Raw genomic sequence first — 26518 nt, 5'->3', positions numbered from 1 at the left:
ACGGTCTCAAAGTTGAGACCGTTATTTTATTTATTATCAGGCTATTAATTATTTGATATGGGAAACATACAATATTACACCGAAGAAGGACTGAAGAAGCTCAAGGATGAGCTTCAACAGCTGAAAACCAAAGGCAGGTCCGACATTGCCAAGCAGATCGCCGAAGCCAGAGACAAAGGAGACTTAAGCGAAAATGCGGAGTATGATGCTGCCAAAGACGCACAGGGTCACCTGGAATTGAAAATTGCCAAATTGGAAAATGTACTTGGCAACGCCAGGGTATTGGATAACTCTAAAGTGGATACTTCCAAGGTGGGAATTCTTTGCACCGTCAAAATTAAGAACGTAAAAAACGGCATGACCGTGACCTACACACTCGTGTCGGAAGAAGAAGCAGATCTAAAAGCCAACAAGATTTCCCTGGCCTCTCCTTTTGGAAAAGGGCTAACGGGTAAAAAAGTCGGCGAGATTGCCCAGATTCAAGCCCCTGCCGGAAAGCTTGAATTTGAAATTCTGGATATCAGTTATTAATTTCCATCCCGATTGCTTTGCATCGGGATTTTTTATTCGGTCAATAAACAAACTTCCTGAAGTATGCCTTCCATATTTACCAAACTAATTAATAGAGAAATTCCAGGGCACATCGTTGCTGAAGACGATCAGCACATCGCTTTTTTGGATATCATGCCCCTGGTTAAAGGCCATGTATTGGTCGTCCCCAAAAAAGAGGTGGATTATATTTACGACCTGGATGATTCCTTGTACACGAGCCTACACTTGTTTGCCAAAAAGGTCGCCAAAGCTCAGGAACGGGTGATTCCCTGTACCCGCATCGGCGTAGCCGTGATCGGACTGGAGGTCCCCCATGTTCACATTCACCTGGTGCCGTTAAAAACCATGGATGATATTAATTTCAGCCGCCCCAAGCTGAAACTATCTTCTGAGGAATTGGAGGAAATTGCCAACAGTATTAAAGCTGAATTTGATAACGCTTGATGATAAGGGCATCTATTGTCCCCCGGCGGGTGTCTACATCGATCCCTGGAAGCCGGTGGCAAGGGCCATCATTACGCATGCCCATGCAGACCATGCCCGATGGGGAATGAAACACTACCTGGCGCACGAGCAATCCAAGCAAATTCTGAAATACCGCCTGGGAAACCAAATTGAGCTGGAAACGCTTGCTTACGAAAAGGAGATCTCTATAAACGGCGTGAAAATTTCCCTGCATCCCGCCGGTCATATCCCCGGATCCGCCCAGGTTCGGCTGGAATATAAAGGAGAAATTACCGTGATCAGCGGGGATTACAAAATAGAATCCGACGGTATCAGTACTCCTTTCGAGCCCGTGCCCTGCCACACTTTCGTATCGGAATCTACCTTTGGCTTGCCGGTGTACCGTTGGGAAAGTCAGGAAACTATTTTTCGGGATCTGAACCAATGGTGGGCTAGTAATGGCAAAGAAAACCGCTGCTCGGTGGTATTTGCCTATTCATTGGGAAAGGCTCAGCGAATCCTCCGTCATCTGGATATGGGGCTGGGGCCTGTTTTTGCACACGGTGCCATCTGGAACACCAATGAGGCCCTTGCTGCAGATGGCATCCTTTTGCCAAAGGTGGAAAAAGTAACCCGTTCACTGCCTAAATCAGCTTTTGCCAATGCCCTGATTTTGGCCCCTCCTTCGGCTGCGGGAAGTCCCTGGATGAAGCAGTTTTCCCCATACCGGACGGCCATTTGTTCCGGCTGGATGAATATCCGGGGAGCCCGAAGACGTAGGGCGGTTGATAATGGGTTTGTACTTTCGGATCATGCCGACTGGACGGGTTTGAATCAGGCGATCGAAGGCACCGGGGCCGCTACTATTTTATTGACACATGGCTTCAAAGATGTTTTTGCCCGATACCTTCAGGAAAAGGGCCTAAAAGCCAGGGTATTGGAAACCCTGTTTCAGGGAGAATCCCCGGATGCCGAAGACACCTGAGGTCCAGGGCAGGGGTGCCAAATTTTGAAAATCCCCTTTTTTGTTTCGGGAATTGGCAGGGGCTGATTACCTTTGCGCATGGCAGAACAGATTTTAATTCTTGACTTTGGTTCCCAATATACCCAGCTTATCGCCAGACGTGTCCGGGAGCTGGATGTATATTGCGAAATTCATCCCTTTAATAAAATTCCCCCGCTCAGTTCCGACATCAAAGGTGTAATCCTTTCTGGCAGCCCCTGCTCTGTCCGGGACGAGGGGGCTCCTGACCTCGACCTTGATGTTTTCAGAGGAAAACTCCCCGTATTAGGTGTGTGTTACGGTGCCCAGTTAATGGCCCAAAAATACGGGGGCATAGTAGCCCCTTCTGAAATCAGGGAATATGGCCGAGCCAATCTTTCTCACCTGGACACCCATGCAGACCTTTTCAAAGAAATGACCCATGGCTCCCAGGTATGGATGTCCCATGGCGACACGATTAAAACGTTACCGGATGATTTTGAAACCATCGCCAGCACACCCTCGGTAAAAATTGCCGCTTATAAGGTGCGGGGAGAAGCTACCTATGGCATTCAGTTTCATCCCGAAGTAACCCATTCCACAGAGGGAAAAAATGTTTTGAGAAACTTCGTGGTACAGATTTGCGGCTGCAGCCAGGATTGGACATCGGACGTGTTTATAGACATTACCGTGGATTCACTGAAAAAAAGCATCGGCAAAGACCGGGTGGTCATGGGCTTGTCCGGAGGGGTTGACTCTTCTGTGGCGGCTACCTTGATCCACCGTGCCATTGGGGAGCAACTTACCTGCGTATTTGTAGATAACGGTCTCTTGCGAAAAAACGAATATGAAGAAGTGCTGGACTCCTACCAGGACCTGGGCTTAAATGTCATTGGTGTCGATGCCCGGCAGAAATTTTACGATGCCCTCCGGGGAATTTCAGATCCCGAAGGAAAGCGCAAAGCCATTGGGAGAACGTTTATAGAAGTCTTTGATGAAGAGGCGCATAAGATAAAGGAAGTGAAATGGCTCGGACAGGGCACCATTTATCCCGATGTGATTGAGTCGGTTTCTGTCAATGGCCCCTCTGCTACCATCAAATCCCACCATAACGTGGGTGGATTACCCGATTTTATGAATCTGAAAGTGGTGGAGCCGCTAAATACCCTGTTTAAAGACGGGGTCAGGGAAGTGGGGAAGGCCCTGGAAATTCCTGAGGCCATTATCGGCAGGCATCCTTTTCCTGGTCCCGGACTCGGCATTCGCATCCTGGGGGACGTTACCCCCGAAAAGGTAGAAACCCTTCAGGAAGTGGATTATATATTTATACAGGGGCTCAAAGATGCCGGTCTTTACGATCAGGTCTGGCAAGCAGGAGCCATCCTGTTGCCCATCCAATCGGTAGGGGTGATGGGGGACGAACGAACCTATGAGCGGGTGGTTGCTCTCCGCGCAGTTTCCTCTGTTGACGGTATGACCGCGGACTGGGTTCACCTTCCCTATGAGTTTCTGGGCAAGGTTTCCAATGATATCATCAATAAAGTCAAAGGGGTAAACCGGGTGGTTTACGACATCAGTTCCAAACCGCCGGCTACCATAGAATGGGAGTAATTTACCCCATCTGAAACCTGATGAAGATATCAGGTTTTTTTATGAAGAATTGGTCCAAAAACCGTTAAATTCGTATTTCGCTACCAAAAATTGTTTCTTGTAAAATCAGGTATGATGTTTGATTTTCTTAAACGTAAAAAACTTCCATCTATGAAATGGCCCCAAATCATTGCCTGTCTTTTGTTTCCCATACATGCTCTTTTTGCCCAGGAGGACACAACAAACTACCAACGGGCAAAATCATTAATTGCGCAGGAAAGTCACGAGGAGGCAATGGAATTGCTCAGGCCCTATCTGGATGCGGAAAAGTATGGCGATCTTTCTGAATATGCCCGGTTCCATTTTGCGAGGGCAGCCTACGGAAACCGCCAATACGAATTGGCAAAAAATGCCTTAAACGATTTGCAGGGACCTCGTTCGTGGGAAGGCGATGACGAGGCCCGGTACTTACTCGCGCTCACTCATTTCCAGCTTTCGGATGCCTCAGAAGCCCTGCAACTGGTTGATGCCATCCGTAATGAGTCCGTGCAACAAGAAGCCTATGCAGCAACTTATGAGTTTTTGAAGGTAAGTTCTTCCAGCGTATTGACCGTGCAATATAACCAATATCCGGAAAATCTGGGATTGATGATGGCCCTCAAGGAAAAGCTGGAGTCCCAGGGTTCCATGTCCTCCAACGATCGAAAAATTTACCAGGAAATCCGAAGTTCAATTCATGCTCGTCCAGGAGAAAGCGAAACCGCCGTAACCGACGGAATTTTGGATGTGGCAATTGTGCTACCCTTTAATTATGAAGGAGGAGAGGGGGTTAGCTCCCTGCAGGGGAATAATTTCGTATTGCAATTGTATCAGGGGATACAGTTAGCACTGGAGCAAGCAAAAAATGAGGGACTGGAAGTAAATTTCAGAACATTTGATACCGAGCGATCCGGTGAGCAAGTAACTCGAATTTTGAGAGATCCTTTCCTCAAGAAAGCGGATGTCATTATTGGCCCCATTTATCCGGAAGAAACGGCCCAGGTAGCTTCTTTCGCTCAACTTTATGAAATCCCTCAAATCAATCCACTCTCCAACATTGACGACAATATTCAGGAATTCAATCATTCTTACCTATTCAGACCTTCCGTGAATGCATTAAGCCAAAGGGTAATCGATTATTGCCGCAGGTTTGAAGGCAGAAGAATAGCACTGGCCTATTCGGGGACCAGCAGGGATGAGCAGTTGGCCGATCTTTTTACCGAGATGGCCAGGAAAAGTGGCCTGCAGATAGTTGAAAGCCAAAAAGTGACCATTCGGGAAATGCGCGACTTTTTTGACACCCTTAAACTTGGGACAGAAGAGGAAGCATCGGTGGACATGATTGTCATTTTTTCGGATGATCCTAACATTGCCTCCCCTACCTTCGGGCTGGTGGAATCGCTGGGATCTGGCATTCCACTAGTGGTCATGGAAAGCTGGCTGTACTTTAACTTTGCCAATTACGAAATGATGGAATCCCAGAATTTCCATTTTGTGGGTAATAATACGGTGGATTTTAACGATGAAGTTTTGGATGAATTTAGGGGGAATTATTTGGAAAAATTTAAAGTATACCCTTCTTCCTTTGTGTACATGGGTTACGAGTTGGCAGATATGGTATGCAGGGTGATCAACGCCAGGGAAGGCTTTGATTTTCGGAAAAACCTGAACCAAAGCGGATTTCTCGAGGGAGAGCTTACCTTTGGCTTTGATTTCTCCAATGTGAAATACAATAATTACGTACCCATGCTCCGGCTGGAAGAAGGAGTTTTGACCATAGAAGAATAAATAGCCGATGATTACAAAGAATAGCAAAGAACTTTTTGACCAAGCCAAAAAATCCATTCCCGGAGGGGTCAATTCTCCGGTGAGGGCATTTAAAGCAGTCGGGGGCAACCCCCTGTTTATTTCCAAAGCAGAGGGTCCCTATGTCTTTGACGCGGATGGAAACCGGTTTATAGAACTAATTAACAGTTGGGGTCCCATGGTACTGGGACACAATCATCCGGAAGTAAGGGAGGCCGTTATCAAAGCCATGGAAAAGGGGACTTCCTTTGGGGCTCCTACTGCCATGGAGGTGGAAATAGCCGAACTGATTGTAAATATGGTGCCCTCAGTGGAAAAAGTGCGGATGGTCAATAGCGGTACCGAAGCAACCATGTCTGCCATTCGTGTCGCCCGCGGCTATACCGGAAAAGAAAAGTTCATCAAATTTGAAGGGAACTATCATGGGCATGGAGATAGCTTTCTAATTGCTGCCGGATCCGGAGCCGTTACCATGGGAAATCCTGATTCACCAGGCGTGACCAAAGGAACTGCCAAAGACACCTTGCTGGCACCGTATAACGATTTGGATAAGGTGAAGTTGCTGGTGGAGGCTAATAAAGATGAAATTGCCGCGATGATTCTGGAACCAGTGGCAGGAAATATGGGCTGCGTGTTGCCGGAGCCCGGGTTTTTGGAGGGTCTGCGGAAAATCTGCGACGAAGAAGGCATCGTCCTGATTTTTGACGAGGTGATGACCGGCTTTCGGCTGGCACCAGGAGGGGCGCAGGAGGTGCTGGGGGTTATTCCCGACCTAACGACCCTCGGAAAAATCATCGGCGGGGGAATGCCCGTAGGAGCTTATGGAGGTCGTAAGGAAATCATGGAGTACGTGTCTCCGCAAGGTCCTGTGTACCAGGCTGGGACCCTGTCTGGAAATCCGATTGCCATGGCTGCAGGTTTGGCCATGCTAAATCATCTAAGCAGGAACCCTTCGGTTTATACCCGTTTGGAAAATACCGGCAAAACCTTGGTGGGAGGCATTCAATCCACCTTGGAGCGATTGGGACTTCCTTACACCACCAATACCATTGGCAGCATGTACAGCCTGTTTTTTACCGAGCGGAAGGTACGAGACTTTGGGGATGCGCAGACCTGTGACACGACTTTATTTGGTAGGTATTTTAATGCGATGCTCCAGCAAGGAATATACCTGGCACCTTCCCAGTATGAAAGTCTGTTTCTATCCACGGCCCTGGAACAAGAGCACCTGGATAAAATTCTGGAGGCCAATGAGACTGCCTTAAAGGGGTTGTAAGAAAAAAAGAATAGGATGGCAACTGGCAATGACTCCCTTTTTAGCGGGATCTGACGCGATAACCGACAGGAATACCAGGTGAAAGAAAGCACGAGAATAATTGAAAAAACGATATCCGTTTTTTTGCGGGTAGCGTTACTGGTAAAATGAATACGCTTATTTTTAACCAATAGAACAGCAAATGGCTGAATTAATAGATTCATTTGACTCTTTCAATGATTTTGAAAGGTATTCCTACTTTTCAGTGTGCTTTGATCAACTGCCTTCCAATCTGGGCTTTGAAACGCCGCTTAAAATGGATCGGGCACATATGGAAACCGTGCTGGAAGCGATCGACCTGGCATCGCAGGAGTTGGAAGTGGTTTTCAAATATTGGAATACCCAAGATACCAAAGTACCCGACACTAGCGAAGATTTTCCCTACCAATACCTGTTGAAAAGCAAAGCCAAAAAATTGCTCATTTGGCTGTCCTTGGATTTAGACCAATTGTTTGTGGACACCTTGTATGATGCTTCTGATGTGGAGTTGGAAAACTGGGTGATCAAGACCAACCATAAGCTAAGGAGCAGGTTTGGCCTGGACAGGGCTCCGGGCTTTAAAGTTTTGTCAAGAAACGATAAGGGATTTTTCACCCAGGAGGTAAAAACAGACAACTTCGAGTGTGATATTCAAAAACTGTATAACGATGATTTTGCCGAAATAAATGAACTTATAGAAGCCTCATTGGACATCGACAAGGCGGGGTTAATTTTGCTGCATGGGGTTCCGGGATCAGGTAAAACCTCCTATATTAAAAACCTGATTAGCAGGCATCAGGAAAAGACCTTTATCTTTATACAAAATGAATTTATCAATGAATTGCTCCACCCCAACTTTATTTCTTTCCTTCTCAAAAACCAAAATGCTGTTTTAATTATTGAAGACGCAGAGAAAGTACTGACGAGCAGGGAACAGATGAATGAAACCTCCGTGGTTTCTACGATTCTGCAATTGACAGACGGCTTGTTTAGTGACTATTTGAACTTTAAAATCATTTGTACCTTTAATACCAGCATCGATAAAATTGACAAAGCCCTGCTGAGAAAAGGCCGGATGATCGCATACTATGAATTCCAACCATTGGTTCCGGAGAAAGCCAATAAGCTGCTCAGCGAGATGAACCACGAATCTACCAACAATGCGATGACTCTCTCAGATATATTTAATTATCAAAAGAGGAATTTCCAACAGGCGAAAAAAGGATCCATAGGCTTTCGGAAGTAGGGGGCCTCTTTATTGGATTATTACCTAGAAAAATCCCGAAGGGATGCCATGGTTATAGATGTATTGAGCCCCTCAAAATAATAATTGAAAGATGACGGAAGAGATTAATCAAAAAATCCCAGGTGCGTATGCCGGTATTGAACGGGCAACCATTGATAATGGCTTTACAATGCCTTCTGACATATTGACCTGTTCGTTACTTAAAACGCTTGCGAGCTCAAAACCAGCGGAAAAATTCCTTGAACTTGGTACAGGAACAGGGCTCTCAACGAGTTGGATTCTTGACGGGATGGATAGGAACTCGACATTGATCTCGATAGATAATGACGAAATCTTTTTGGGCATTGCGCAGCAGTTTTTGGGACAGGATGAAAGGTTAAAATTAGTTCTTTCTGATGGCGAGGTTTGGGTGAAAACTCACCTCGACCAAAAATTCGATTATATATTTGCTGATACCTGGCACGGGAAATATTTACTTTTGGATGAAGTATTAGGAATGTTAAACAAGGGCGGACTTTACATAGTGGATGACATGGTACCTCAGGCAAATTGGCCCGAGGGGCACCAGGAAAAGGCTGTCAATTTTGTAAACACTTTAGAGCGCAGAAGCGATTTGAATGTGACAAAACAGAACTGGGCAACAGGAATAATAATTGCGGTTAAAACATAATTCAGCGAAGGCCGCAGCGGACATTGGGTTCGCCTGATTTGGACTCAACAACAATTAAACCATATGACTAAGAAACGAATATTCTTCACCGGAGGGTCCGGGAAAGCCGGAAAACACGTGATCCCCTACCTGCTCGATCAGGGGCATCGGGTGATGAATGTAGACTTGAAACCACTGGATCACCCGGGAGTAGACAACCTTATCGCCGACATTACCGATTCCGGACAGATGTTTAATGCCATGAGTTCCTATGCCGGCTTGGATGACCTGGAACCCGGAGGCGGAGTGCCGCCCTTTGATGCGGTGGTTCACTTTGCCGCCGTGCCCCGCATCCTGATCAACCCGGATAATGAAACCTTTCGGGTCAATACCATGGGTACCTATCATGTGATCGAAGCGGCGGTAAAGCTAGGCATCCGAAAGATTATCATCGCTTCCTCAGAGACCACCTATGGGGTTTGTTTTTCAGACGGCCCAACCGACCCCCACTCCCTGCCCCTGGAGGAAGACTACGACGTGGATCCCATGGATAGTTACGGGCTATCCAAGGTGGTAAATGAAAAAACGGCCCGCGCTTTCCAGCGAAGGTCGGGTGTGGATATCTATGCCCTCCGAATAGGAAACGTGATCGAGCCCCACGAATACCAGGAACTGTTTCCGTACTATTTCAAGCATCCCGAAGTACGGCGTCGAAATGCCTTTTGCTACATTGATGCGCGTGATCTGGGGCAGATTGTGGATTTATGCGTGAAAAAAGATGGACTGGGTTACCAGGTTTTCAATGCCGGGAACGACCACAATGGGGCAATTATCCCCAGCAAGGAATTGGCAGAGCGGTTTTTTCCGGGGGTACCGGTTACCCGGGAATTGGAGGAGCACGAAGCCTTGTTTTCCAATCGGAAAATCCGGGAAATATTGGGATTTAAAGAGCAACATAACTGGCGGAAATACGTGAAAGGAGAATAAGTCTGGCAACCGCTAAGGGCTTCGGTACTGTTCATGTTGGAACCCAAGTTGTTTTACCAGTTACCTCCAGAAATTCATTCATTCCTAAAACCAATTTACAAACAACAACTACTATCTACCATGAAAAAAACCAGAAATGTCATTCTTGGACTGGCACTTATTTTCGGCCTGGGTTCCTGCGGTGTCAATCAGGCCTGGATACTCAACCAGAATCAAAATAATACCCAGGTTAATCTTGGAAGCGATAACTTCCAGGTACTAGGCCAGGTAAAGGGAGCCGCTGAGGTGGACTATATCTTTGTTTTCGGAGGACAGAAACGAAGAAATTTATTTAACGAAGCGTACTCCGCCATGATTGAGGAGGCCGATCTGACCTCCGGTTCGCGAACCATAACCCATATTCTGACAGAAGAGCATGTGGGTGGTATCCCCCCGTTTTATTACAAAAGAACCATCACGGTGAGTGGCACGGTGGTAGAGTTTACCAGGTAATCCTTTCCCTCCCAACGAAAGCAGAAGTAGCAATAAGGAAGTTTCCGGGGGCATCAGCCTCCGGATATCTTTTTACAAATTGCTTTTTCGAAATTCTGCTGGTAGTTGTACTGGTTCTTGCTTCTACGCTTTTTTCTGGTAATTTTTTAAGGATGGGAAACAAGTAATAACCATGATGGCTGATTTACCGTAAACCTTGTTTAAATTAATGACAATTCTCCGGTTATGATTTTCTCTCTATTTGGATACAGGAAAATAATTGTTTTTGCGCTGGTAGCATTAATGGTTATTCCCTGTTCAATAAAGAGAGAATTTTCGCAAATATCATTTACAAATACTTCCAATCAACCTACTCAAAAACAGAATAGAAATGCATGTTTGACTTTTTTTAAGCTGGAAAAGGAGCATAAAAAGGAAGAAAAACAAATCGATACCGCTAATTTTCGCCATTTTTCGAATGAAGCACCTATTTTATCCGGCCTTAAAACCAATCTTTTATTCCATTTTTATAATCAACAAAAAGAAAAAATTCCTACCTATCTTTTTTATCAACAATTTCTGATTTGATACCACCTTCCTGAATGAATAGGTGATTTAATATCAAACAAAGAAATGATCAAACAATGAACAAATCAATTGTGGTGAGTGGGATTTCCGTACTCCTGTTCCGAATAATGCTTAGCGGGATATTTATAGTGGCTGGAATTTCTCATCTGACCAATCCCGAGCAGGTCGTACAGCGCATACAGTCGGCTGCTTTCAGCTCTTTTGCCACTTTTCTTGGCGATCCGTACCTCTTAGGAATAATGACGGGTTACGTACTGTTTTCTGCAGGGGTAGCCTTCCTTTTGGGTGTTTACACCCGCTGGACGGCGCTTACCTTATTTATGGTACTTGTTCCAATTACCATTACTATACAGCTAGGTAATGGGTTGATTCATGGGCCATTCTGGAAAAACATTGCTCTTTTTGGAGGGTTGTTGTTTTTCATCCTAAATAATCCAAAAGCGTACAGTATTTACAATAAATAAAAAAATAATGAAAATATACATGATCACATTTATAGCACTACTAACTCTAGGCCTGGGTCTGGCAAATGGACAAACGGCAGCGGCTATCAAACAAACCGAGCAGGCTGTCCGAAAGGATGGCAAGTATGCCATGTTGGTTCAGAAAGCCCAACATTTGAAGGCCGGAATAAAAACCGGTATTGTATTCAAATCCGAAAATGAACAAATAGATTTTCAAATCGTGGCCTGCGGTATGCTGGTGAAGGAAATTTCTGAAGATGCGGAATTGCAAAAACTGATACAAAACACCGTGTCTGACCACGGCCTGAAAATTCTGGTCTGCGGGCTATCTATTCAGCAATTTGGAATTGATAAAACGCTGTTACCGGATGAGACTCCCATTACGGAAAACGGCCTGATCTACATGTTTGGATTACAGGAGTTGGGGTACAAGTCAATCACCCTTTAACTTCCTAGATTGTATGCTAGAAAAAACCAGTCACCATAGAGGGCTGGTTTTTTTTTAGTTTTGACCCTAAAACCCAAAACTGATGTTTTAGAATAGGAAAAAAGTACTTCTCTGCCTTTTTATAATAAAGTACCTGGGAATAGTTTATCATTGTTGTGTAACTTGTTTGATAAACAAAAAAAATGGACAATGTACTCCGTACAAATTACACCTTTAAGCTCCATGGATACCTGGATTCCATTGCTTCAGGAATTGATCTGGCCAATTACCGTATTGCTTATTCTATTTTTTTTGAGGAAATACATCCCCCAGTTGGTGGATAGAACCACAAAGATCGGCGCAATGGGCGTCGAATTGGAATTTGAAATGGCAAAGGAATTTTCCTCATCATGGAGCAACGAATACGTAGGGGATATTAGAAAAGGGGTGAAGTCCGACGATTTTTCCAGTGGCGTTATGGACCTGATGGAGCAATTCAGCAAAGCAGGCCGCTACGACTACGCAAGCATTGACATTTATGGGGGAAAGGCCTGGTTAACGTCGCGATTATATATTTTTTCAACGATCTTGTCAAAAGTAAGGGGAATTCACTACTGGGTATTTGTTGATTCCCATGATTCCCTACACAAAAAATTTATCGGTTACGTGGATTCCAGAAGCTTGCGGTTGCAGTTGTCGGATCGTTTTCCGGTACTGTCCAGGGCCTATATGGAGGCATTGCTGGAGGTTTTTCCGGAAGGGGATATGTGCTTGAACGAGGCTGATACCTGGAAAATCACCCAACTGGTGCAGCAGTTTTTAAAAGGCGTTCAAAAGGAATATCCCCAGAACGAAGAGCAGGGAATGGAAGGGGATGGAACGCAGGAGATAGAAAAGGGCTGGGTACTGCTGAAAGACCAGGTGACGCTGGAGAAGGCCCGGTTTCTGGACATCAACGAGCTGAGAGAGATCTGCGGGGAATGGATTCGAACGGATGCCATTCGAGGCCTGGAAACCAGCTCAGTGGAGCACTTAGCAGAAAAAATACTCCTTAGTAACGAGCGACTCATTCCCCAGGTTGACTCCGAAAATCGGTTTTTGGACATGGTGGATGTCGTCCATGCAAAAAGGAGCCTGATTAAAAAGAGGGTTCTGGGCGAAAAACCTGTTGCTAAGCCGTAAACCATCTCGATAAAGTAAAACCAATAAATGATTGATATCAAGGATTTTGTTTCGGATGTCCCCTCGTTTCTCCAAACAGAGGCCTATCGCCTGCCATGGAGGGTTGTGGCAGACCTAGAAGAAATCATTAAGCGAATGCTACCCCATTTTGGACCCGATTACACGGTGAAAAATGGCATCGCCATCCATAAGACAGCTACTGTGGAAAAAGGGGTAACCTTAAAGAGCCCGGTAATTATAGGAGAAAAATGTCGGGTAGGGGCCCATGCCTATTTCAGGGAAGGTGTTTTTTTGGATTCTTCGGTGAAAATCGGGCCTTCCTCTGAGATTAAAAGCAGCCTGATTTTTTCCGGTACTGCCATTGCTCACTTAAATTATATCGGGAACAGCATCATTGGTAGGAATGTCAATTTTGAGGCAGGTTCCATTGCAGCAAATCACTATAACGAACGGGAGGACAAACGAATTCTAGTGCGTTTTAAAAATGAGTTTGTGGATACGGGGCTGGAAAAATTCGGAGCCTTAGTTGGAGATGGTTCGAGAATTGGAGCAAACGCTGTTTTGTCTCCGGGAACTATTTTGCCTAAAGGCGCTATCGTAAAAAGACTGGAACTGGTCGAACAGGTCAAAGCTAAAATCTAATTAAATTTGCGACATGAAATCGAGCCTGCCTGAGGCATGACGAGATCGACACACAGAGGGATGATTATAATTGCGAGATTCTCCCGATTTAAGATCGAAACAGGCTATCCCGACCTTCGGCGCGGGACAAGTTGTGACCATTACAAGACAATTATAAACAGATGAAATCGAGCATGACGCAAGCGACACACGGAGGGATGATTATAATGCATGCGAAGATTCCATGTGACCTCTGAAAACCAATTATAAACACATGAAACGTATCATTTATATTTCAGGTATTCTAGGTGGATTGTTGTTGATCATTGGTCTCATCGGATGGATTGCGGCTGTTCCATTTGCGGAAGTATGGCTACTGGCAGGAGTCCTGCTGTTAGCCTTGGTATGCGTTCCGCTCATCATGGTATACCGGTATCGGTATGCGAAAAGAATAGACCGAATTATAAAATCATACAAAGATACTCCGGCAAAAATTGAACGCCTAACGGCTGAAAAATCAAAATTCAAAGGTTGGAGCATGAACAATTCCCCCTTTCGAGAACGAAAATCTGGTCTTACCTGGGGAGGCGGCAATGTAAAAGGTGCAAACGCAAGCAGAGGTAACAGAAGAAGGTTTTTAAAATAAGTAAGCAGACCCGATGACCTAAAGTCAGTCTTTTGATTCAGGCATTACGCAGAAAAATCAGGGTGTATCCCATATCTACGATTTTATGACAGGATGGCTGAAAAGAAAAGTCCGCCCAGCCCGCCTAATTTATCCAAAATGACTTTTTTAAGAATAAAATTCGATGGACATGGTGGGAATCCGTGCCACTCGCCTACTAAAACGTACCTTTAAATAGGGCTTAGGGGTATTCCATACAAACTAAATCCAACTACTTTACTATTTATCCGTATATTAGATGCTTACTAACCGGGAAAACGATGATTGTTCAGGGAACACGATTACCGACCTTTGACGAATTAATAGCGGTTTTGGAGAGCCAATTCTCAAGTCAGGCCGTCTATACCTTTGACTCAAAACCTCAAAAAAGTATCATCGTACGGAAGTCTGCTCTGGTTGGCGCCCAGATAACCATTCGGGATAACGAAATAATCGTTGATGCCTGTTGCCCAAACATTTTTATATCAGCCCTAATAGGCTTAATAAGTACAATTTATCCACCCTACCACGAGTTCGAAATGAATGTGACAGATTTCTTGAAAAAGGCGTACAATTGATGACACGTTTAAGCTGCCCCACTTGGGTAGCTTTAGCTGATCCAAAAGAATTGAGCTGAAGCTTTGGTCTTTCTTGGGCGTGCCAGCTACCATAGCGGCTTTGGTTTCCTCTCACTGTTCAGGGTATTTGAACCTGGCACGTACGCAATAAAACGACACCAGCAGCATGAATTAAGGGCATTGAGATAGCCTTTTTTAAGCAGGCCTGGTCCGCGCCAACCCGGCCAGATCGCCGCCTTTTCAAAAAAAATCAATAACTTAGACCACGTATTTTCTACTTCCAACCGTACGCCTGCCGACGCAGCGAAACCGAACGATGAACCATCCAAAATCCATTGCCGTGTTGCCTTTTGTCAACATGAGTCCCGGAAAAGAGAACGACTATTTTTGCGACGGCATCACGGAAGAAATCATCAATGCACTGGCCAAAATCGAGCAACTGAAAGTCACCTCCCGGACTTCCTGCTTTTTCTTCAAGGGGCAAAATCGCCCCGTGGCAGAAATTGGAAGGGAATTGGGTGTGGCGAACCTGCTTGAAGGCAGCTTGCGAGTGAGCGGAGACCGCTTGCGCATCACCGCTCAGTTGATTAACGTGTCGGACGATTCCCATTTCTGGTCCGAAAGCTGGGACCGAAAGCTGGAAGACATTTTTGCCATTCAAGATGAAATCAGCCTTCGTATTGCCGACAAGCTGCGCGAACACCTGGGTCACCTGGACATTGCCGATCAGTTGGTACAGCCACCTACCGGCAAGGTGGAGGCTTACCGGCATTACTTGCAGGGGAAATCACTTTTTAACAAGTGGAATCCCGAAGACGTACATCAGGCCATTGGCCATTTTGAAAAGGCACTTCAGTCCGATCCGGACCTGATCGACGCGCATACCGGACTGGCCGATGCATACAGTTTTTTGGCAGTAGCCGGCTTTGCTCCCCGTGATCTGGCCTGGAACAAAGCGATCGAATCCATGCAGCGAGCCAAAGCCCTTGACCCCTATAACGCACCACTTAACTACCTGCTTGCCAATCAGGCTTTTTTTACCGAAGCCAATTTTGGCGAAGCCATGAGGTTTGGCCAGCAAGCCATCGCCAGTAAACCTACCTATGCCGAAGGCCATCAGTTTCTGGCATTTCTTTTCATGCTCAGGGACGATATGAAAAAGGCCGAGGAACATTTGAGCTATGCCCGCTCCATTGACCCGCTGAATCCGGAAACGAAATTTTACCAGGCGTACTTTCTGTACCGCTCTCAATCTTTCGATCAGGCGGAGGTTTTGCTCCTGGAACTATTGGAAGCCAATGCCAAAAACCTGCCGGCCCTGATTACCTTGATCTATGTGCTGCTTAAAAAGGAGGCATTTGATCGGGCAGAACGGCTGATTTTCGACAGTCCCCAAGAGGGCATCATGCCGGATGAAAAGTTGGGCCTGGCCTGTCTGCTTCGGGTCATGCAGGGGAAGGTCAGGGAGTATCAGGAGTTGTTGGCCGAGTTGGAAGCGAATGCTTCCGGAGATACATCTTTTCAGGCGCATGCCTACTTGTTTTTGGTTTATGGAGCGCTGAACGAAGCCAAAAAGGCCTTTACCGTCCTGGAAAAACTATTTCAGCATCGCTCTTCCATACTTTTTCTGGCCTTTGGTGATCCACTTGCAGCTCCGTTGTGGCACGACCCCGAATTTCCACGCTACCAGAAGCGGATTTTTGCCCTACCGAACCCTCCGGTCAGGCCCGTAAAGCGGAACAGTGCCGAGCTAAGCGAAGCCGACGCAACCGACTACCTTCGGGTATTGGAGCGCTTTATGGAAACGGAGAGCCCTTTCCTGGATCCTTCCCTTTCCCTTCGATCCCTTGCCAACCAACTGGAAATGCACCCTAACCAGCTGTCCTGGCTACTGAATGAAAAGCTGGGCAAGAACTTCAATGCCTACGTCAACGGGTTTCGGGTCGGTCATTTTATAAAACTGCTGGCAGATCCCCGCAATGCAACCATTTCCCTGATCGGACTTGCCTACGAGAGTGGTTTCAATTCCAAAACCGTTTTCAATACCGTATTCAAGAAAGAGACCGGCCTGACCCCCAAAGAATTTCAGAAAAACAGGCATTAATCCCGTTAATTGGTCCCGGATTATAATTCCGTACCCCTTTTTCCTTTTCCCGAACTTTTGTCATGCTGCCCTGTCGCAACTTTGTTCCGAATCAAAAGGAACTGTCATGAACAACGAAAAAATGGAAGCCATCTTGGCGACGGGATACGGCCCCGCATCCGTCCTGAAATTGCACCAGGTTAGCAAGCCCCGGCCTGCCCCGGATGAAGTGTTGGTGAAAGTGATCACCTCCTCGGCTACTACAGCCGACGCCATGATGCGAAGCGGGAAGCCCTGGTTGGCACGTCTTTTTCTGGGGCTATGCAAGCCAAAAAATCCCATACCAGGAACCGGATTTGCCGGATACGTAGCGGAAATCGGAAGCAAGGTGCGGCGCTTTCAGGTTGGGGACCGGGTTTTTGGTGAGACCACCCTTGGGTTTGGTACCAATGCGGAATACCTGACCCTAAAGGCCAGCGGAGTTTTGCTGCCCTTACCGGAAACGCTGGGTTTTTCCGAGGCAGCCACCTTCTGCGACGGGCACCTGACGGCCTATAATTACCTGAAGCGTCTCGGTCAGGTAAAGCTTGGAGATCAGGTATTGATCAACGGCGCCTCCGGAAGTCTCGGCACGGCTGCCGTTCAAATTGCCCGGCACTTGGGTGCCGAAGTGACTGGAGTCTGTAGTGGCAAAAATGCAGGCTTGGTGAAATCCCTCGGAGCCAGCCATGTGGTGGACTACACCCAAGAAGACTTCACCCGCCTGGATAAACAATACGACCTTATTTTTGACACCCTGGGCAAAAGGTCTTTCGCTGCCTGCAAGCGGATATTGACAAAAAACGGCAGGTACTACTCCCCGGTAATGAAAATTCCCCTACTGGTGCAGATGCTGTATACCCGCTATTTTTCTTCCCGGAAAGCAGTATTCGAAGCAACGGGCATGCTTTCCGACGAACAACTCCGTAGCCTTTTGGCTGAGGTGCTGGAGCTCCAACAAGCGGGCAAGCTACGGACGGTGATAGATCGGCAATATCCACTGGTCCGACTTTCAGAAGCGCATCAATACATTGACTCCGGCCACAAAAAAGGAAACCTATTAATTATTAACTCGGATGACTTTACATCCTTTCAATCCAATTCAATTCTAAAACAACAAACAACATGAAAAACGTACGAAATGCAGTTATTGCCCTGACGGTAGTTTTCGGGCTGGGATCTTGTGGGGTCAATCAGGCCTGGATTTTAAACCAAAACCAAAACAGCACCGAAGTACACCTGGGAAGCAATAATTTTGAGGTACTGGGACAGGTAAAAGGGTCGGCATCGGTCGACTACGTACTGATTTTCGGCGGAACGAACCGAAAAAATTTGTATAAGGAAGCCTATGATGCCATGATTGAGGAGGCCGATTTGACTTCCGGTAGCCGTACCCTTACCAATGTTCTTACCGAAGAACATGTGGGGGGTGTCCCACCCTTTTACTACAAGCGAACCCTGACAGTCAGCGGGACGGTGGTGGAATTCAACCGATAAATCGTTTTGAACGTATTGGTGATGAATCGACTACTTGAAATAACAGAAAAGAAAGTGTACATGAGGCAAACTGGCCTCATGTATCTTTTGGTAATTGTATTGGCTGGCTTCAGCCAGGGCTACATCCGGGGCAGTCTTGTCATTCCGGATGATGCGGCGGCCACCTCCCTGAATATCGCTGGCAGGGAAGGGTTGTTTCGACTGGGATTGGTACTTGATCTAACTGCTTTTCTGCTGGATGCGATTATTTCCATCTGGTTGTATCGGCTGTTTCGTGCCTATGGCCAGACACTTGCGTTGACGGCCGCTGTGCTGCGGCTTCTGGCCCATCCGGCGATCGGCAGCTTGAATCTGCTCAATCACTACCTGGCGTTGCAGGCAGCGGTGGCACCGGATTTCCTCGCTGGATTTGATGCGAATCAACTGCAATCCATGAGCCTGCTGTTTATGGAAGCGCACCGGATAGGATACCTGATCGCCGGCGTGTTTTTTGGGTTGCACTGCCTGCTATTGGGGCTGTTGCTGCACCGGTCACCGTTGCCCGGTCTGCTGGGTAGCTTGATGATACTGGCTGGAATCGGGTACGAAATGGAATCGTTTGGCGATTTTCTCTTTCCCGGAAACGAGGAATGGCTGGCCCTCCTGGTAGGGATTACGGCGGTCCTGGGAGAGGTAAGCCTTACTGGCTATTTTTTGAAAAAGGGGTTGTTTACCAATAAATTGAAAGTAGATGAAGTCAAGTAAACGAAAATTGGCCCTTTTTTCCGGGCTGGGGCTGATCGCCATGGCCCTGGCAGCGGGTTTCGCCTATGGGTATGTGTATGGCGGACTGATCGATCCAAACAGTCCGGAGGAAACCTATCGGAACCTGAAGTCCTCTGGCACGCTTTTCCGCTATGGAATGGTGGCATGGGGAGTGATTGTGCTGTTGGATCTGTTGGTAGCAGGCAGTTTGCACGGATTCCTGAAGGAAGTCCATCCCCGCCTTTCGGCACTCACCGCCCTGATCCGGGTACTATATGCATTCATATTACTGGCGGCAGTTGTCCATTTGGTGGAGGGGATCGCCTTGGTGGAAGCCGCTGCTCCAGCCACTGAAGTCTTGATGGCGCTGCAGCGTTTTGAAACGATCTGGTCCCAGGGACTGATCCTGTTTGGTTTTCACTTGCTGGGTTTGGGTTTTTTGTCTGTTAAAGCAAGGTTCGTCCCCTCCTTTTTTGGCTGGCTGCTGCTGGTTGCAGGCTGTTGTTACACGGGCATACACCTGGCGAAAATAGTGCTTCCCGGCTATACGGAACAGATCGCATTGATCGAAATGATCGCAAGCCTTCCGATGGCACTTGCGGAGATCGGTTTTGCCTTTTGGCTGCTATTCAGGTATAGAATAAAAAATAGGAATGATTAAAGATACTAACATGACGAACGGATTAAATATAGTAATGGCAATAGTGCTCATGATTTTCTTTCAGCAATTTGTAAAAGCTCAGGGAAATCAAAAGCAACTGTTTTTGCAAAAGGTAGGTGTTTTGGATAGTCTTTATTCCAAAATACTAAACGAGTCAAGAGAGATTTATATACAACTGCCTGCTGGTTATACCCCTGGGAAAAATCAAAAATACCCTGTAGTTTTTATTTTAGACGGAGAAATGTTTCTTCCTACTGTAAATGAGGTTCAAAATTATTATAGCGGTGGTTTTACGCCTGAAATGGTACTGGTCGGCATCTCTAATCATAAAAGGAGAGTTAGAGACTTAACCACTTCATCCATAACCACTAAATATGGGATGCCTTTTAATGAAAAAAATGGAGAAGCTACTAATTTTAGGAAATTTATTGAGAAAGAACTTATTCCTTTTATAGAAACAAAATATCCAGTTACTAATTACAGGACATTAATCGGTCATTCTTATGGGGGCTTGTTTACTATTTCCATGCTAATGAATCAACCCAGTTTATTTGCGAATTATTTAGCCATCGACCCAAGTATGGATTGGGACGACCAAAAATTATTGAAAGAGGCACAAGAAATAATTACTACTCAGAATTATAAAAATAAAGCTTTATTTATGTCATTAAGTGGACAATTGCATATGCAGAACTCACAAATAACGATAGACAATGTAATGCAGGATACAACAGATTTCACTTTATTCGCCCGTTCTAATATTGCCTTTTCAAACATGGTAAAGCAAAATGCTAAAAGCGGATTGACTTTTGAATGGAGATTTTACCCCAAAGATATCCATGGCACCATTTCTTTTCCATCTATCATGGACGGATTAATTTCACTTTTTGAATGGTATCAAATGGAAAATACGGATAAAATGAATTCATTTGACACGCCAAAACAAGAACTATTGAGCATAATAAAGTACAGGGAACAGAAGCTCAAAGAACATTTTGAATATTCGGAACCACCTTATCCGGAAGAACTTTTAAATATGTCGGGTTATATGAATATGGATATGAAACAACCTGACAAGGCGAAAATGTACTTTGAACTTGCTATTGAGTTTTATCCTGAAAGTGCAAATGCTTATGATTCTATGGCTGACTACTATGAAGCACAAGGCGACCTTACTAATGCAATTAAATATGTAACTAAAGCTTTTGAATTAAATGGTGACGATTTCTACAAAAAAAGAATCGAGGAACTCAATGGGAAATAGCTTAGGCTATATCGGTTATAACAAATGCGGGCTAACGTGCTAAAGTGAAAGGAATCCACTTGATGCAGGAAATGGCTTGACTACACTTAGTATTATCGTTATGAAAACAAAACAAATCCTCCGGATAGTATTGCTTATTGGGACACCGGTTTCCCTGTATTTTGTGCCCTGGACGCTTTTGTTTGCCTGGTTGGCACCACTGCCGGATACGGTCGGGGAAGAAGTAGAGGCTGCGTTGAAACACGATTTTGATGGCATTCTCGTGTATGTGGACCGGAAGGGTGCGGAGCCGGAATTTTACGCCGCCGGCTGGCACAACCGCGAAGCGGAACTACCCGCCCGGGCCGATGCCCTGTTCAAAATTGCCAGCATAGGCAAATTGTACGATGCGGTGCTGATCGCGAAACTGCTTGGCGCACACCGCCTATCCCTGGACAACACCCTGGCCGATTATTTCCCCGAATGGGTAGGAAGGATTGAAAATGCCGAACGCATTACGCTGCGGATGCTGGTGCAGCACCGGAGTGGGATCCCTAATTTGACCGATACCCCGGATTTTTGGATCAATCCGCCTAAAAGCAGCGGGGAAGCCCTGGAGCGCGTACTGGATTTACCGGCTGATTTTGAACCGGGAGAAGGCTATGCCTATTCCAATACCAATTACCTCTTGCTAACCGAACTCATCGAAAAGGTGCTGGGATATGGTAAATTTCAATACATGCAAGAGCAACTATTCCTTCCCCTGGGGTTGAAAAATACCTTCGGTTCCTTGCAGGAAGTGAATCCGGAGGAATTGATGAGTGGGTATTACGTTGGTGTGGAGGAAGATATCAAAATGACGGACTATGGCTCCATGATAGCGACGGCCGAGGATGTGGGCATTTTCCTTCGGGCATTAAACGAGGGCTCCTTGTTTAGCGGCGATGAGCAAGAGATCTATTCCTCCCTGTACGTGTACGAGCATACCGGTTTGATTCCCGGCTACCAGAGCTTCGCCCGGTACTACAAGGATATCGATACCGTGGTGGTGCAGTTTGTGAATACAACGAATTTTGACGGGTACACCTGGAATCTGTCGGAAATTACCTGCAATCGGATTGGTAAAATCCTCCGCAAGCGATACGGATCCTAGTCACAGAAAACAAGCGGTCTGCATCCCAGGATGCGGATTTCTTTCCCGCTTCCCATCCGGGCAGACGGATTTTTAGAAAATTGAGGCTACATTTGAGTACAAGATGGCAACGACCGTACCCCTCTTTCTATTCACCGCCTTGACAGTTGTCCTGATCCTTTTTTAGCAGGTTTCATCCACTTGTTTAAGGGTTTAGGAGCATTTTCTCGGCTCTATTGAGCATTCAGGTATAGCTAGCCGTTAAACTGATGGGTGCTTTTTGTTTTGCTTCCCGATTTTGTTGAGCCAGTTTGCAGTTGGCTTCCTTTGGTTGAAACATGGGATTTCAAGCACGATTTTCCAAATGATATTTTTGGATATTTCACCTTTATTATTGCTGCCGCTAGTTATTCGGTTTGCGATTACTTCTTTATTAGAGTGGCCTTTGTAGTTTATATATAGTTAAAACTTAGCCGAAATTAAATTATCTCAATCATCCACAAACTCCAGTATATCCCCCGGCTGACAGTCCAAGGCCTTGCAAATCGCTTCCAAGGTGGTAAACCGGACGGCTTTTGCCTTACCGGTCTTAAGGATGGAAAGGTTTGACAGGGTGATATCCACCTTTTCCGAGAGTTCGTTTAGGGATATTTTCCGTTTTGCCATCATGACATCTAAATTTACGACAATGGACATGGTTATACAGTAAGGTCGTTATCGGTTTGGATTTCAACGCCACGTTTGAAGACCAACGCGATGGCATAGATAACCGCACCCATAATCAGGTATTCAAACGCCCCACCCAAAAATCCACTAGGCGCAGGACTATGCAACGTTTGGGAAGACAACCAATGAAAATACCCGGAGGCTATAATGATTAAAACACCTACCTCAACGGTAACTTTGCCGATTCTGGAAATAAGGACTGAAACTTCCTTACTGAAAGGGTGAACGAGGTCAATGGTCAGGAAAACCAGGATTACCAAAAAGAAAATATAGGCCTTAGCTACCAAAATCCCCAGCAGCAAGGACACCGCCCCCAGGTAATATCCCAAATGCCACTCCCTGGCCACCGACAAATTCAATCCTTGGTAAAGGTTTTGCGCCACCTCCGGATTGAAGAGGCTGTATAGGGAAGTAAACAACAAGGTTCCGCCTTTGATACATAGTCCTATAAAAATGGACCAAATTACGATGGTGAGTAACATCAATACAGGTTGGGTTTCCCACTTATTTTTCCAAGCTTCTTTCCAGTTCATTGTCTTCGGGGCTTTATTTTTCAAATAACAATAAATATTTATTGGTAAACAATAAAAAATGAATTAATTTAAATATGCTTCCTGCTAACAGGGTCTGGTTTCTCGGGAAGAATGGGTTTAAATGCTCTGCATAAATGTCTCTGTAGCAGGCAAAAGGCAAAGGGATAGAAATAAGTTTCTAGTTGGTGATTTGTCAAAATTATGATAGTTTAGTGCTATGAAGGGTAAATGGAGAATTTTTGGATTAGTTGTAGGACTTGGGTATTTGGGATTCCCGAGTCTTGTGGAAGCGCAGGAAAGGAAAATCATCCCCCTGGACGCGCATTTTTTGCCCATAGAATCCGGCGATGAAGGCCACAAATACAGCAAAATAGTCACCGTTTCCCCGGAAGGGGAATTGGTGGAAAAAACCTATGACCTTAATTACGCTTTGGTTTCTGCGAAAAAATCAATGTTTGAAGCTTCTGAGCCTCTCGAGCCGGTATGGGAAGAAGAGAAACATTATGCCTTGGATGGCATCTTGAAGTATACGCAGTTCAAGTATCGGAAAGATAATGCCAACTATACCAAAGTACTTGTTGGAGACAAATTGGTGCTCGACCTGGTTTGCGATAGCTCACTAAATTGCGAAGGCTCCTTTATAGCCCCCGACGGAGAAGAGGAAGCCGTGGATAGGGATATTTTTAAGCCTGGTTTACCTGACATGAAGTCCTGGCATGAATTCCTGGGCAAGAACCTGTCCTATCCCCAATCTGCCAGAAATAACCGGGCAGAAGGGGAAATCTGGGTTGGTCTGAAAATCGATGAGCGGGGGCAATTGGTGGAAAGCTCCGTGGTAAACCGCGCTTCCTCAGATCCCAGCCTGGTCAAAGAAGTGGAACGGATACTGGAACGATACGCTGGGGGTTTCCTGCCTGCCCGTGATCTTCAAGGCAGTCCCACCACGGCATGGATGTATCTTCCTATTCGCTTTCGGCTGGGGTAGGCTTCACTTTTACCAAGTCAGAAAATACCTCCTTGTGGGAACAGGCGCAGGGCTGAATAAATTTTCAAGAAAGTCAAGGTAATCCCTGGTAGTAAATCGTATCCTGCGATGAAGAGACATTTGATAAGGCTTCAAATGCTGAATACGGTGGAAAAAGGCTGATCCAGGAAATAACGGTGTTGACCGCAGACTTTCCTGATCCCTACGATTCGTTCATCAAATAAATACAGGTAATTTGAATGATAGGGTTACATTTGAAAACGAGTAGATCTATTTGATTGACCCACATGGTTTGAAGTAGCAGTAGCTCCTGTTTAGATGATATTATGTAACGTTTCTATCAGGAGAGAACTGTAAATAAAAAAAGGTATTTGAAGTGGGTATTTAAAAAGCGAAGTTAGTCAACCAATAAGTGCTACTTTAAGACGAAAAATATTTTTGCTGTAAGATTGAAGAAGCCCATACCCCGATGAAAGAGTTGCCCATAAAAGAAATTTGCGATCAGATAAACCGCTTTATTGCAGGTCAAAACAGGGATATTGATAGCAGGTCAATTCGTTTTAATTTGAATAATTTTTTCAAGGAAAAGATTGGTGAACATGACCTGGCTTTGTTTTGTGATTGTCTGGTAAAAATCGCAAAAACAAAGGATAGAAAAATAAGAAAGACCGAACAAAGTTTTTGGAATTATGTAAGGTTCCTCCCCTTGATCTTGAGATGCAGACGGATAATGACAAAAACGATGAGGATGAGTGGGAGGAACTATTGTCAAATACTCCTTATGCGGATAGGAAAAAGCGGAAATTCTCAAAACTGTTGGGATTGGCCGAAGAAATTCTCAAATTAAAAAAAGACCGTAGCAGGGCTAGTGAAATGCGACGTGCAGCTTCATTGGAACTTATATCCGAAATCATGGAATATTATATTATTCCAACAGCCCTACCCTTATTCTGGAAGTCACTACAAAGTGAAAATAAGGGGGAGCAATATGCTGCGCTGGAAGGGCTCGCAAATTATTATGCGTATACCGAAGATGAAATCGATAGCGGGCTAATTGAAATCCTGAATGGAATACTGTCTGAAACAGACGATCGGTTCATCGCTTCCACCTGCCTGCAGATTCAGATAAATGCCGGGATAATTGACGAAGGAACCGCACTTTGGGAATTGGATGAATGGAAAGCGGATGATGAATCAGATAATTGCGGTGAATAGTGCTTGATTACCTATCCGAATTTCTTAGGTTGGTCACCGATAGTCGGGAGATGAGTTGTGGACATAGTACATATACACGTAATTGACCTTTCGAAACATGGATTGATACAAATGTTGCAAGTACCTGGGAATTGTGTTTAATTCCTATCGAACACCCTTTCATCAATTGTTTTCACTAATTTACCAGTCAGAACCACTAACAAATAACGTATGAATGCAAAAAGGAAACCAGGAAGGTTAATACCGCAGCTACTAATCGCAGTGCTTATTACAATGGCAAGTGGCGGTTCCTTCGCCCAGGAAAAAAAGACTGAGGACTCAAAAAGCAATACCATGGAAATAGCCTTCTTACTTTTCGACAATTACGAAACACTGGACGTTTTCGGTCCGGTAGAAATTTTTGGAAGGCTTACGGACCTGTATACATTGAAATTTTATTCACTTGATGGAGGGCTAATTGAGAATAGGCACGGGGTATCTGTCCTGACCGAAAAATTGGACATGGCTTCCGCTAATCCTTACATGCTACTAATACCAGGCGGCATGGGCACCCGCAAAGAGGTAGATAATGAATCGCTTATCGGGCAGATAAAGGGAATAGCTGGTGCGAGCAGCTACGTATTGACAGTCTGTACTGGAAGTGCGCTTCTTGCCAGGTCCGGTCTTTTGGATGGCAGGCAGGCTACTTCGAATAAACGGGCATTTTCCTGGGTGGAATCAATGGGTCCCAATGTGGTTTGGGACAAAAAGGCACGTTGGAAAGTAGATGACAACTATTACACTTCTTCGGGAGTGAGTGCTGGTATGGACATGGCCCTGGGGTTTTTGGCAGACAGGCATGGAATCGAATTCGCCCGAAATGTTGCGTTCGAAATTGAATACAATTGGATTGAAGACAAGGATAACGATAGCTTTATTGCCGAATAATAGGTGGTAGGCAAGGACAGCCAACGGGAGTGTCGAAATACCAATGAGGCATTTTCCCCATTAGTGCGGTATTTATTAGCGGGTTATACAGACCTGGAACAGGTAAAGCCCGTGGGTGAAATCAGCGGAAAAGAGGCCTATTAATTGTA

General features: G+C 45.5%; 28 protein-coding genes. 26 read left to right on the top strand and 2 right to left on the bottom strand.

Going from position 1 to position 26518, the window contains the following annotated elements:
* The first annotated feature begins 57 nt into the window (after positions 1–57).
* The 23 genes from greA (at position 58) to GJQ68_RS21735 (ending at position 22004) form a co-directional block, all read left to right on the top strand.
* Positions 58–531, top strand: coding sequence for a transcription elongation factor GreA (greA, locus tag GJQ68_RS21845; protein ID WP_162419389.1), 474 nt, complete (start codon positions 58–60; stop codon positions 529–531).
* A 63-nt stretch (positions 532–594) separates the two neighbouring features.
* Complete coding sequence (locus GJQ68_RS21840; protein ID WP_162419388.1) at positions 595–996, top strand: HIT family protein; 402 nt, start codon at positions 595–597, stop codon at positions 994–996.
* The gene (locus GJQ68_RS21835; RefSeq protein WP_317174468.1) at positions 983–1981 is read left to right on the top strand and encodes a ligase-associated DNA damage response exonuclease; all 999 of its coding nucleotides are present in this window, start codon (positions 983–985) and stop codon (positions 1979–1981) included. Before GJQ68_RS21840 ends, GJQ68_RS21835 begins: the two co-directional genes overlap by 14 nt.
* A 78-nt stretch (positions 1982–2059) precedes the next feature.
* Positions 2060–3589 (top strand): glutamine-hydrolyzing GMP synthase, encoded by a 1530-nt coding sequence (gene guaA / locus GJQ68_RS21830; RefSeq protein WP_162419387.1) that lies wholly within the window; start codon positions 2060–2062, stop codon positions 3587–3589.
* Positions 3590–3739: 150 nt separating this feature from the next.
* Positions 3740–5395, top strand: coding sequence for an ABC transporter substrate-binding protein (locus GJQ68_RS21825; RefSeq protein WP_162419386.1), 1656 nt, complete (start codon positions 3740–3742; stop codon positions 5393–5395).
* A 7-nt stretch (positions 5396–5402) separates the two neighbouring features.
* On the top strand, positions 5403–6689 hold the full coding sequence (hemL, locus tag GJQ68_RS21820; RefSeq protein ID WP_162419385.1) for a glutamate-1-semialdehyde 2,1-aminomutase: 1287 nt from the start codon (positions 5403–5405) through the stop codon (positions 6687–6689).
* A gap of 181 nt (positions 6690–6870) precedes the next feature.
* Entirely contained in the window at positions 6871–7953 is a 1083-nt protein-coding gene (locus GJQ68_RS21815; RefSeq protein WP_162419384.1) for an AAA family ATPase, read from the top strand.
* 91 nt (positions 7954–8044) lie between these two features.
* A complete protein-coding gene (locus GJQ68_RS21810; protein ID WP_162419383.1) occupies positions 8045–8623 on the top strand; it encodes an O-methyltransferase in 579 nt (192 codons plus the stop codon).
* A 63-nt stretch (positions 8624–8686) separates the two neighbouring features.
* A complete protein-coding gene (locus tag GJQ68_RS21805) occupies positions 8687–9589 on the top strand; it encodes an NAD-dependent epimerase/dehydratase family protein (protein WP_162419382.1) in 903 nt (300 codons plus the stop codon).
* 120 nt (positions 9590–9709) lie between these two features.
* Complete coding sequence (locus GJQ68_RS21800) at positions 9710–10081, top strand: DUF6567 family protein (RefSeq protein ID WP_162419381.1); 372 nt, start codon at positions 9710–9712, stop codon at positions 10079–10081.
* Between the two features lie 225 nt (positions 10082–10306).
* Positions 10307–10648: a hypothetical protein gene (locus GJQ68_RS21795; RefSeq protein ID WP_162419380.1), complete on the top strand. Its 342-nt coding sequence runs from the start codon at positions 10307–10309 to the stop codon at positions 10646–10648.
* Positions 10649–10704: 56 nt separating this feature from the next.
* Entirely contained in the window at positions 10705–11112 is a 408-nt protein-coding gene (locus GJQ68_RS21790; RefSeq protein ID WP_202927995.1) for a DoxX family protein, read from the top strand.
* Positions 11113–11119: 7 nt separating this feature from the next.
* Positions 11120–11560: a DsrE family protein gene (locus GJQ68_RS21785; RefSeq protein WP_162419379.1), complete on the top strand. Its 441-nt coding sequence runs from the start codon at positions 11120–11122 to the stop codon at positions 11558–11560.
* A 189-nt stretch (positions 11561–11749) separates the two neighbouring features.
* Positions 11750–12721: a hypothetical protein gene (locus GJQ68_RS21780; protein WP_162419378.1), complete on the top strand. Its 972-nt coding sequence runs from the start codon at positions 11750–11752 to the stop codon at positions 12719–12721.
* Between the two features lie 27 nt (positions 12722–12748).
* Entirely contained in the window at positions 12749–13363 is a 615-nt protein-coding gene (locus GJQ68_RS21775; RefSeq protein ID WP_162419377.1) for a DapH/DapD/GlmU-related protein, read from the top strand.
* A 253-nt stretch (positions 13364–13616) separates the two neighbouring features.
* Entirely contained in the window at positions 13617–13988 is a 372-nt protein-coding gene (locus GJQ68_RS21770) for a hypothetical protein (protein WP_162419376.1), read from the top strand.
* A gap of 912 nt (positions 13989–14900) precedes the next feature.
* The gene (locus GJQ68_RS21765; protein WP_162419375.1) at positions 14901–16688 is read left to right on the top strand and encodes a helix-turn-helix domain-containing protein; all 1788 of its coding nucleotides are present in this window, start codon (positions 14901–14903) and stop codon (positions 16686–16688) included.
* 106 nt (positions 16689–16794) lie between these two features.
* On the top strand, positions 16795–17835 hold the full coding sequence (locus GJQ68_RS21760; protein WP_235941843.1) for an NAD(P)-dependent alcohol dehydrogenase: 1041 nt from the start codon (positions 16795–16797) through the stop codon (positions 17833–17835).
* Positions 17832–18203 (top strand): DUF6567 family protein, encoded by a 372-nt coding sequence (locus GJQ68_RS21755; protein WP_162419374.1) that lies wholly within the window; start codon positions 17832–17834, stop codon positions 18201–18203. The genes GJQ68_RS21760 and GJQ68_RS21755 overlap by 4 nt, the downstream gene beginning before the upstream one ends.
* A 21-nt stretch (positions 18204–18224) precedes the next feature.
* Complete coding sequence (locus GJQ68_RS21750; protein ID WP_162419373.1) at positions 18225–18947, top strand: DUF4386 domain-containing protein; 723 nt, start codon at positions 18225–18227, stop codon at positions 18945–18947.
* Positions 18934–19608 (top strand): DUF4386 domain-containing protein, encoded by a 675-nt coding sequence (locus tag GJQ68_RS21745; protein ID WP_162419372.1) that lies wholly within the window; start codon positions 18934–18936, stop codon positions 19606–19608. Before GJQ68_RS21750 ends, GJQ68_RS21745 begins: the two co-directional genes overlap by 14 nt.
* On the top strand, positions 19601–20872 hold the full coding sequence (locus tag GJQ68_RS21740) for an alpha/beta hydrolase-fold protein (protein ID WP_235941842.1): 1272 nt from the start codon (positions 19601–19603) through the stop codon (positions 20870–20872). The genes GJQ68_RS21745 and GJQ68_RS21740 overlap by 8 nt, the downstream gene beginning before the upstream one ends.
* A gap of 100 nt (positions 20873–20972) precedes the next feature.
* Positions 20973–22004, top strand: coding sequence for a serine hydrolase domain-containing protein (locus GJQ68_RS21735; RefSeq protein ID WP_162419370.1), 1032 nt, complete (start codon positions 20973–20975; stop codon positions 22002–22004).
* Positions 22005–22472: 468 nt separating this feature from the next.
* Here the strand turns inward: GJQ68_RS21735 and GJQ68_RS21730 are convergent, their stop codons facing one another.
* Together GJQ68_RS21730 and GJQ68_RS21725 are read right to left on the bottom strand one after the other, a co-directional pair.
* Positions 22473–22679, bottom strand: coding sequence for a helix-turn-helix domain-containing protein (locus tag GJQ68_RS21730; protein WP_162419369.1), 207 nt, complete (start codon positions 22677–22679; stop codon positions 22473–22475).
* Positions 22680–22681: 2 nt separating this feature from the next.
* Positions 22682–23242: a DUF2975 domain-containing protein gene (locus tag GJQ68_RS21725; RefSeq protein WP_162419368.1), complete on the bottom strand. Its 561-nt coding sequence runs from the start codon at positions 23240–23242 to the stop codon at positions 22682–22684.
* 217 nt (positions 23243–23459) lie between these two features.
* On the opposite strand from GJQ68_RS21725, the gene GJQ68_RS21720 reads away from it, so the two are divergent.
* The 3 genes from GJQ68_RS21720 to GJQ68_RS21710 all read left to right on the top strand — a co-directional run bounded on the left by GJQ68_RS21720 (position 23460) and on the right by GJQ68_RS21710 (position 26369).
* Positions 23460–24227 carry a TonB family protein gene (locus tag GJQ68_RS21720; protein WP_162419367.1) on the top strand — a complete coding sequence of 256 codons (768 nt, stop codon included), beginning with the start codon at positions 23460–23462 and terminating at the stop codon, positions 24225–24227.
* Between the two features lie 681 nt (positions 24228–24908).
* Positions 24909–25442, top strand: a complete 534-nt coding sequence (locus GJQ68_RS21715) for a hypothetical protein (RefSeq protein WP_162419366.1) — start codon at positions 24909–24911, stop codon at positions 25440–25442.
* A 210-nt stretch (positions 25443–25652) separates the two neighbouring features.
* Entirely contained in the window at positions 25653–26369 is a 717-nt protein-coding gene (locus tag GJQ68_RS21710) for a DJ-1/PfpI family protein (protein WP_202927994.1), read from the top strand.
* Positions 26370–26518 lie beyond the last annotated feature (149 nt).

It is taken from the genome of Cyclobacterium roseum, from assembly GCF_010119225.1.
GTDB lineage: Bacteria > Bacteroidota > Bacteroidia > Cytophagales > Cyclobacteriaceae > Cyclobacterium > Cyclobacterium roseum.
The sequence above is the reverse complement of the archived record's forward strand: the minus strand, read 5'-3'. Positions and strand labels throughout refer to the sequence as shown.